7 protein-coding genes are annotated in these 8,167 nt (G+C 68.0%); 5 read left to right on the forward strand and 2 right to left on the reverse strand.

Annotated elements, in window-relative coordinates; all coding sequences use genetic code 11:
• The 4 genes from AWC18_RS22315 to eccE form a co-directional block, all read left to right on the forward strand.
• On the forward strand, window positions 1-150 hold a 150-nt coding region (locus AWC18_RS22315), incomplete at its 5' end, for a hypothetical protein (protein ID WP_420093309.1).
• A 40-nt stretch (window positions 151-190) separates the two neighbouring features.
• Window positions 191-1,579, forward strand: coding sequence for a type VII secretion integral membrane protein EccD (gene eccD, locus AWC18_RS04820; protein WP_109559990.1), 1,389 nt, complete (start codon window positions 191-193; stop codon window positions 1,577-1,579).
• Complete coding sequence (gene mycP, locus AWC18_RS04825) at window positions 1,576-2,988, forward strand: type VII secretion-associated serine protease mycosin (RefSeq protein ID WP_082961080.1); 1,413 nt, start codon at window positions 1,576-1,578, stop codon at window positions 2,986-2,988. Before eccD ends, mycP begins: the two co-directional genes overlap by 4 nt.
• Window positions 2,985-3,983, forward strand: coding sequence for a type VII secretion protein EccE (gene eccE / locus AWC18_RS04830; protein WP_064997807.1), 999 nt, complete (start codon window positions 2,985-2,987; stop codon window positions 3,981-3,983). Before mycP ends, eccE begins: the two co-directional genes overlap by 4 nt.
• Before the next feature lie 83 nt (window positions 3,984-4,066).
• On the opposite strand, the gene AWC18_RS04835 is transcribed toward eccE, so the two are convergent.
• Window positions 4,067-6,298 carry an arylsulfatase gene (locus AWC18_RS04835; RefSeq protein ID WP_082961079.1) on the reverse strand — a complete coding sequence of 744 codons (2,232 nt, stop codon included), beginning with the start codon at window positions 6,296-6,298 and terminating at the stop codon, window positions 4,067-4,069.
• A 134-nt stretch (window positions 6,299-6,432) separates the two neighbouring features.
• Window positions 6,433-7,386 carry a bile acid:sodium symporter family protein gene (locus tag AWC18_RS04840; protein ID WP_064997806.1) on the reverse strand — a complete coding sequence of 318 codons (954 nt, stop codon included), beginning with the start codon at window positions 7,384-7,386 and terminating at the stop codon, window positions 6,433-6,435.
• A gap of 573 nt (window positions 7,387-7,959) precedes the next feature.
• Between AWC18_RS04840 and AWC18_RS21795 the strand changes: the two genes are divergently transcribed.
• On the forward strand, window positions 7,960-8,167 hold a 208-nt coding region (locus AWC18_RS21795), incomplete at its 3' end, for a hypothetical protein (protein ID WP_208858317.1).

Raw genomic sequence — 8,167 nt, forward strand, 5'->3', positions numbered from 1 at the left:
CTCTCCGGTAACCCCGCCGACAGCGGCAAAATCCGCGGGCAACGCTTCGCACGCCTACCCGCCGGACGAGCAATCCTGCTCAACAACAACGACGAACCCACCTACCTACAACTCGTCAACCCAACATTCAGCCAAACCTTGACGCACTAGGAGAAGAACCGATGTCCCTTCTGAAGCAGAGGATTCCGTGATGGCCAACGCCGTGATACCGATCGTGCGGATTGCGGTCCTAGCCGAGAGCCGGCTGACGGAGATCGCCCTGCCCGCGGATCTGCCGCTCCGGGAGATCCTGCCGACTGTTCAGCGCCTGGTGGTGCCGAGCTCGGATGAGACCCAGGACGGCGCCGCCGACACCGGCCGGCTGAGCCTGGCGCCGATCGGAGGCGCACCGTTCAGCCTGGATGCCAGTCTGGACACTGTCGGCGTGGTCGACGGGGACCTGCTGGCCCTGCAGCCGGTGCCTGCCGGGCCCTCGGCGCCCGGAATCGTCGAAGACATCGCGGACGCCGCGGTGATCTTCTCGGCTTCCCGGCGCAAGCCTTGGGGGCCGGGTCACATCGGGACCGGAGCACTTGCGGCATCGGTTGGATTGGTCTTGGCGGCAACGGGTCTGGCTGTCACCTATCGGGTGGTCAGCGGAGCCCCGAGCGGTCTCTTCGCAGCCGCCGCGATCGCCGTACTTGCCGCTCTCGCCGCGTCGGTCGCACGTCCGCCGTATGACGGAGCATTGGCAGTCGCCGCGTTGGCGCCGATCGCCGCGGCACTGGCCCTGCTGGTGCCGGGCCAATTCGGTCCGGCCCAGGTGACGCTGGCCGCTTCCGGTGTGGCTGCGTGGTCGTTGATTCGTACCATCGGCTCGCGCCGTAACCTCGGATTCTTCACGGCAACAGCCGCGCTCGGTGTGGGAATCGCCCTGGCGGCTGCGGTCGAGACCCTGTGGCCGCTGCCGTTGTCCAGCATCGGCGGTGGGCTGGTGGTAGTGGCGCTGTTGCTCACCGTCTCGGCTCCCCACCTGTCCGCATTGTGGGCGCGGCTGCCGCTGCCGGTCATCCCCGCGCCCGGAGATCCGACCCCGGCAGCCCCGTCACTGCGGGTGTTGGAGGACCTGCCGCGCCGCGTACAGGCCGGCGAGAAGTACCAAACCGGCTTCATCGCCGGTGGTGTGCTGCTGGGCACTCTTGGTTCGATTGCGATTGCCGCCCAACCCGAACTCGTGCCGGCGTGGGGATGGTATGTGGTGGCGGCCAACGCGGCTGCGACCGTGCTGCGCGCACGGGTGTGGGATTCGGCCGCGAGCAAGTCCTGGCTGCTGGCCCAGCCCCACCTGGTGGCGGCCGCGCTGTTGGTGCTCTACGGTGCCACGGGCCGCTACCTCGGCGCGCTGATCGCGGTGGGTGTGCTCGCCGCTCTGGTGTCGATCTGGGTGCTGGCCTCCGCGGTTCCGGCAGTCGCCGATCCACACAGCTATTCCTTGCCGGTGCGCCGCCTCGTCGGTTTCGTCGCCTCGGGCCTGGATGCCTCGCTGATACCTGTAATCGCCTACCTGGTCGGCATTTTCGCCTGGGTCCTCGATCGATGAGCCGTTCTCACTCGGCACCGGGTTTCTCCAGGGGGATCCGGCTCGGCGGCGCGGCCGGGGTCCTGGTGGCGGCGTTGTGGACCTCTCCGCCGGTCTTGGCGATAACCCCGCCGACCGTCGACGCCGGTGTGGTGCCGCCCAGCGGGACTCCGGGGCCGGTGCAAGCCACACAGCAGAACAGTGAGTGCAGCACGACCGACATCACCGCAGGCGCCGACCTGAAGAATCCCCCCGCCGCGCAACGGCAGATCGATCTGCCCGCGGCGTGGGAATTCTCCCGCGGTGACGGTCAGACGGTGGCCGTCATCGACACCGGCGTACGGCCCGGGCCGCGCCTTCCCGCCGTCGAGGCCGGTGGCGACTACATCGGCACCACCGACGGACTCACCGACTGCGACGGGCACGGAACGCTGGTCGCGGGGCTCATCGCCGGGCAGCCCGGCGACGACGGCTTCGCCGGCGTCGCGCCGGCGGCACGGCTGCTTTCCCTTCGTGCCACATCCGCAAGGATCACCCCGGCAGCCTCGAACGGTGACCCGGAGTTGGCGCAGGCCGCCTTCACTGTGACGGCTCTGAGCCGGGCTATCGTGCACGCCGCGGATCTCGGTGCGCAGGTGATAGTCGTCTCGTCCGCGCACTGCGTGGCCGCCGACCGCGACGTTGACCAGTCCGAACTGGGTGCCGCGATCCGCTATGCGGCGCTCGACAAGGACGCCGTCGTGATCGCCGCCGCCGGTGACAGCGGCGCCACCGGTTCGTACGGCAGTGGCAGCGGATGCCAGTCCAACCCGCTGACCGATCTGAGCCGACCCGACGATCCGCGCGGTTGGGCCAGCGTCTCATCGGTGTCGATCCCGTCGGCCTGGCAGCCCTATGTGTTGTCGGTGGCGTCACTGGCGCCCAGTGGCCGGCCCTCGAAATTCACCATGGCCGGGCCGTGGGTCGGCGTGGCAGCCCCAGGCGAAGGCATCGTGTCGGTGAGTAACCGCGACGACGGTGGCCTCGCCAACGCGCTTCCCGGGCCCAGGCAGAAACTGGTGCCGCTCAGCGGGACCGGTTACGCATCGGGCTATGTGGCCGGTGTCGCGGCACTGGTCCGGAGCCGGTTCCCGGAACTGAGTGCGGCACAGGTGATTCACCGACTGACCGCCACCGCACACAACACGGCCCGCGCACCGTCGAACCTCGTGGGAGCCGGGGCCATTGACCCTGTTGCCGCACTGACCTGGCAGCTGCCTGCCGGTTCCACCCGTGACGCGGAGACGGTGAAACGGGTGGTCCCGCCGCCGCCCCCGGAACCGAAGAACTACACGCCGCAGCTCGTCGCATTCGGCGGGGCAGCGGCGCTCGCATTGGCCGTCGGCGCAGCCGCAATCGTGGCACGCCGGAGAAAGGAAACCGCGTTGTGAGTACCTACCGATCGTCCTGGCCCGGTACTGGCCGAATCACCTTGGTGCTCTTCGTGGCCGTGGCGGCAGCTTCCGCCTACCCCTGGCAGTCGGCACGTGAACGTTGGGTGCTGGGCATCGGCCTGGCCGTCGCCGTCACTGCGCTGGTGCGGGTTCGCAGGTTGCCCCTGACGACGCTGCTGTGGCGCCGGGTGACGCTGAACCGAGGCAAACACGGGGAACGGCGGGCGCACAAGACCGTCACCGATCCGCGGGCCACCGCGCTGCTGTCGGTGGCAGCGCCGCAGGACGACACCGATGCGCTGCCGCTGCCCCTAATTGCGCGCTATCTGGACCGTTACGGTCTGCGGGCTGACACGATCCGGGTGACCAGCCGTGACGTCGGGGACCAAAACGGCTTACGGGAACGGACCACGTGGATAGGGCTCACCTTCTCGGCCGTGGACAATCTCGCTGCACTGCAGGCACGTTCGGCGGAGATCCCGTTGGACAAGACCGCAGCAGTGGTGGCACGCCGACTCGCCGATCACCTGCGTGAATCCGGTTGGGCGGCCAGCCTCGTCGAGCCCGACGAGATCCCTGGACTGGATGCCGCCGGCTCCCGCGAGACGTGGCATTCGGTGGTGCAGGACGGCGGGGATCACCTCGCCGCGTATCGGCTCACGCCGGGACACGACTTGCCGGACCTGGTCGCGAAGGTGTGGACCTACCCGGCATCGGAAACCTGGACGGCCCTGGAGCTCGCCGGCTCCGGCGACGATCAGACCCTGGCGTTCGCGGCCGCATTCCGTACCGATGCTCAGCCCGGGGCGGGCGGGCCGTTGCCCGGATTGAGTCCGCAACCGGGAGTGCAACGGGCAGCGCTGGCGGTGCTGCACCCGTCATCGGTGCAGCGCCTCGACGGCCATGCCGTGGTGGCCCGCGACTGGCTGGCCCGGCTCCACTGGCCCAGCAGCACCGCGCGGCGATCACCGGCTGACGCCACGGTGGGCTGACCAGCGATCTGGCCCGTCAACGAATAAGCGCCGCGCCCCAATCGGGGGCGCGGCGCTTATTTCTGTGTGGTTGTCTCCGTGCCCTAATCCGATTGCAGGGCGACGAGCAGGGCGTCGATCTGGTCGAGTTCGGCCTGCCCGGCCTGGACGTGGACCGCGTGCAGCTCCCCGTTCCAGGCGAACGGCGGCTGGTAGTCATCGGCAACCGGCAGGCCGCGGTCATAACCGAGAGTCAGGTGTGTGCCCCCGTGCTGCCAGATGAACGGGAAGGAATGGTCGCTGGCCGCGGTCGCGACGACCGCGCCGTCGACGACCGCGTCGACGGCAGCGGCGCCGCCGGGCTCCACGCGCAGCACGCAACCGACGAGGTGACGCCCGGGTGGCACGTGCTGCTCGGATTCAAGTTGCAGGGTGCCACTGGGCAGGGCGACGGCGACGTGCAACCTGCCCTCGATGACATACGCGGCCAGACCGCCGTTGCGGTCACCGATGGCGAACAGCACTCCGCTGGGCGTGTCCTGCTGCGGCACATCCACTTCGGCAAGGATGTGTCCGCCGCCGGCAAGCATCGGCAGTGCCTCATCGAGCACCGGGCCGGCCTGCGGATACAGCGTCACTTTGAGCCCGACCGGATATTGCGGCGGTGCAGCGGCAGTCAACCGCCCGATCAACGAGTCGAGCAGCGGCAGAACGTTGTTGGCTTCAGCCTCCTTCGACCACTGCTCTTTCAGCTGCTCGACCACCTCGGGATGCTGGTCTGCGAGGTCGTGGAACTCCGAGAAGTCCTCATCGAGCCGGAACAGCGACCACCGATCGGTCTCGAAGTCTCGGCTTCCGGTGAGCAGCTCGTCCTCGTCCATGACACCGACCGGAACATGATCGGTGGTGGCCTTCCAGCCGTCGGCGAAGATCGCCCGTGAGCCCATCATCTCGAAGTACTGCACCGAACGTGGGTTGGGTGCGGCGGGATCGGTGAACGAGGGCAGCAGGCTGGCCCCCTGAACAGGCTGTTGGGTGATGCCGTCGACGGAGTCCGGGACGGTCACGCCGCACGCGTCGAGCACGGTCGGAAGGACGTCGATGGCGTGGGCGAACTGCCCGCGAACACCGCCGCCCTCACGAATCTTCTTGGGCCAGTGCGCGATGAACGGCACCCGGGTACCGCCGAGCCAGGTGTAGCGCTTCCACAACCTGAACGGCGTGTTGCCCGCCCATGCCCATCCCCAGGCGTAATGCGGATAGGTGCGCGGGCCGCCCCACTCGTCGAGCTGCGCGAGGTTCTCGGCGAGGTCATCACGAACCCGGTGGGTGAAGCGATGCTCGTTGACCGTTCCGGACACTCCGCCCTCGGCGCTGGCGCCGTTGTCGGACATCAACAGGATCAGGGTGTTGTCGAGCACCCCGATGCGTTCGAGGGTGTCGACCAGCCGCCCGATCTGTGCGTCGGTGTGGCTCAGGAAGCCGGCGTATACCTCGTGCATACGGGCATACAGTCGGCGCTCGTCCGCGCTGAGGTCATCCCAGGCGGGAACCCAGGGCGGCCGGGGGGTCAAGGCGGTGTCGGCCGGGACGACACCGGACTGCACCTGGCGGGCGAAGAGTTCGTCGCGCCAGCGATCCCACCCGATGTCGAACTTGCCGGCGTAGGCATCGGCCCACTCGCGCTCCACGTGGTGCGGCGAGTGCATCGCTCCCGGGGTGAAGTAGAGGAAGAAGGGCTTGCCGGGCGCGCTGGCCTGCTGGCTGAGCACCATCCGGATCGCTTCGTCGGCAAGGTCTTCGGTCAGGTGGTAACCCTCGTCGGGCCGGGCGGGCGCCTCGACGAACGAGTTGTCGCGAACCAGTTCCGGCGCCCACTGATTGGCGTCGCCCCGCAGAAAGCCGTAGTAGCGTTCGAAACCCAAACCCAACGGCCACTGGTCAAACGGCCCGGCCCCGCCACGCTCACCGCGCGGCACCAGGTGCCATTTGCCTGTCGCCAGTGTGCTCCAGCCGGCGTCCCGCAGAATTCGTGGCAGCGTGGCCGCCGAGCGGGGAATGTGTGCGGTGTAGCCGGGATGAGTGGTGGGCAGATCGGCAAGGAAGCCCATCCCGACCGCGTGGTGGTTGCGGCCGGTCAGCAGCGCCGCCCGTGTCGGCGAGCACAGGGCGGTCACGTGAAACCGGTTGTAGCGCAGGCCGCCGGCCGCCAGGCGGTCGATGGTCGGCGTCGAGATGTCTGAGCCGTAGCAGCCGAACTGAGCGAAGCCGAGGTCGTCGAGCAGGATCACCACGACATTGGGTGCGTCCTGCGGGGGACGCTGGGGCTGGCTCATCTCGATGTCACCTTTCGGTATGCCCTGCTTGTAGTCAAGTGACTACTTCTGTTGTGAACACTATTGAGCGGTGCTGCGGATCACAAGGTGCGGTAGCTGATTCGCTTTCACCGTCGCGGTTTCGCCGGAGCGCCCTAACTGGGCACCGCTTCTGAGGCCGGTCGCGTATCGTCATCGGGCTGCGGCGACCGGCTCTGGCCGGCTGCCGCAGCGGCGCCGGAGGGGCGGTTCACGCGGTAGGCAGGATCAACACGGCGCACCGTGACGACGAGCAGCAGGGCGATGACAGGGGCGATCACGCCGTACAGCGCCGGCACGGTCCCGATTTCGGCGCTGTCGAGGAGTTGCGGACTCAGGGCTATCGCGGTGGCCACCATCGCGTTGTGCATCCCGATTTCGAGGCTGATGGCAATCGCCTGGCGCGGTGCGAGCTTCATCCACCGAGGCACGAGATAGCCGACGGTCAGACTGACGGTGGCGAAGGACACCACGGCACCGGTGAGTGCGCCGACATTGTTCGCCAATGTCGTTCGCCCCCCGACGATCGCGGCTATGGAGATCGCGACCAGCAGGGTGGCCGCGGCGACCCGGACCGGCCGCTTCAGGCGGCGCGCGAGGTCAGGGAAACGTTCGCGGATGCCGACCCCGATTGCTGTGGGGATGAGGACCAGTCCGACCACTGCGACGAACTTGTCCAGCTGCAGCGGGATACTCCGTCCCTCACCGGTGAACCAGGTGATCGAAAATGCCAGGATCGCCGGCAGCGAGGCGATCGAGATCACGGCGTTGATCGCGGTGAGCGTGAGATTGAGGGCAAGGTCTCCATTGACCAAGTGGCTGAAGACATTGGCCAACAGGCCACCGGGCACAGCGGATATCAGCATCAGGCCCACCGCGAGCTTCGGCGGCAGGCTGAAGGCTTCGGCGATTAGCAGGCAGAAGGTCGGCAGAACTATCGCCTGGCAGACCAGGGCGGCGGCGAGTGGGCGCTTCAGGGCGGCGGCCCGACGGAAGTCGGCAACGGTGAGGGTCATTCCCAGCGCGAGCATGGCCGTGATGACGACCAATGGGAAAAACCGGTTATCCATGAATGCTCCGCGGTGTTTTGTGCGCCGATGCCATGACGGCGGGCGGCGGGCCCCGGGCGTCGGCGCAATGTTGCAGTGAGTGCTCAGCTTGCCGCAATCGGGCGAGTTGCTGTCCGCAGGCCGAGACGCCCGCAGGACGGATGTAGCGCCCAGAAGGCGCTCTGAGCAAACGGATTCGAAGCCTTACCCGCTGCCGTGGTGACGCTGCCGGTTACCTCGGACTGCTGATGATGTCCGCCATGTCGGTCGTCGTGCGCGTTGCCGAACGCCATGACGGCTCGTTGCTGTTGAGGGCGCGCGCTGCGTGCCGGGCGTCCAAGCTGTTGCGATGTAAACCGCGGCAGCGCAAGGGAATACCGGAGTTGAGGGCGGTCGAGCAGGAGGGGTGTCGACGCTGCGATCGCGCACTGAAGCGCCGCCGTCTGCGCAGGGCGCAGTCTCCGCGGCCCAGGGTGGCGGTGCTGCGCATGGCGATGGCACCTGCCCGGCAAGCGGTCGCATGTCGGCGAAGCGAGCCGATGGCTGGCTACATCGGTCTGCCTTCGCGATCGGGCTGGAATCCTTTTGAGCGGAATGAACGGCGGCAACGGCTGCGGTGGGGGGCGCAGCCGGGCCGTGATCGCCGAGCCGGTGGGCCGCGACGTTGTGCTCGGGCAGTTGCGCAGGCCCCGCGTAGAATCGCCGGGCGAACTTTTCATCAGAAGCAGTGAGGTGGAGCGGGTTATGAGCGGCCATTCCAAGTGGGCGACCACGAAGCACAAGAAGGCTGTCATTGACGCAC

This window comes from Mycolicibacter nonchromogenicus (genome assembly GCF_002101775.1).
Classification (GTDB): Bacteria; Actinomycetota; Actinomycetes; order Mycobacteriales; family Mycobacteriaceae; genus Mycobacterium; species Mycobacterium nonchromogenicum.

Coding starts and splice junctions, on each gene's coding strand:
- eccD (WP_109559990.1), top strand. CDS start 191: ATGGCCAACGCCGTGATACCGATCGTGCGGATTGCGGTCCTAGCCGAG.
- mycP (WP_082961080.1), top strand. CDS start 1,576: ATGAGCCGTTCTCACTCGGCACCGGGTTTCTCCAGGGGGATCCGGCTC.
- AWC18_RS04835 (WP_082961079.1), bottom strand. CDS start 6,298: ATGAGCCAGCCCCAGCGTCCCCCGCAGGACGCACCCAATGTCGTGGTG.
- AWC18_RS04840 (WP_064997806.1), bottom strand. CDS start 7,386: ATGGATAACCGGTTTTTCCCATTGGTCGTCATCACGGCCATGCTCGCG.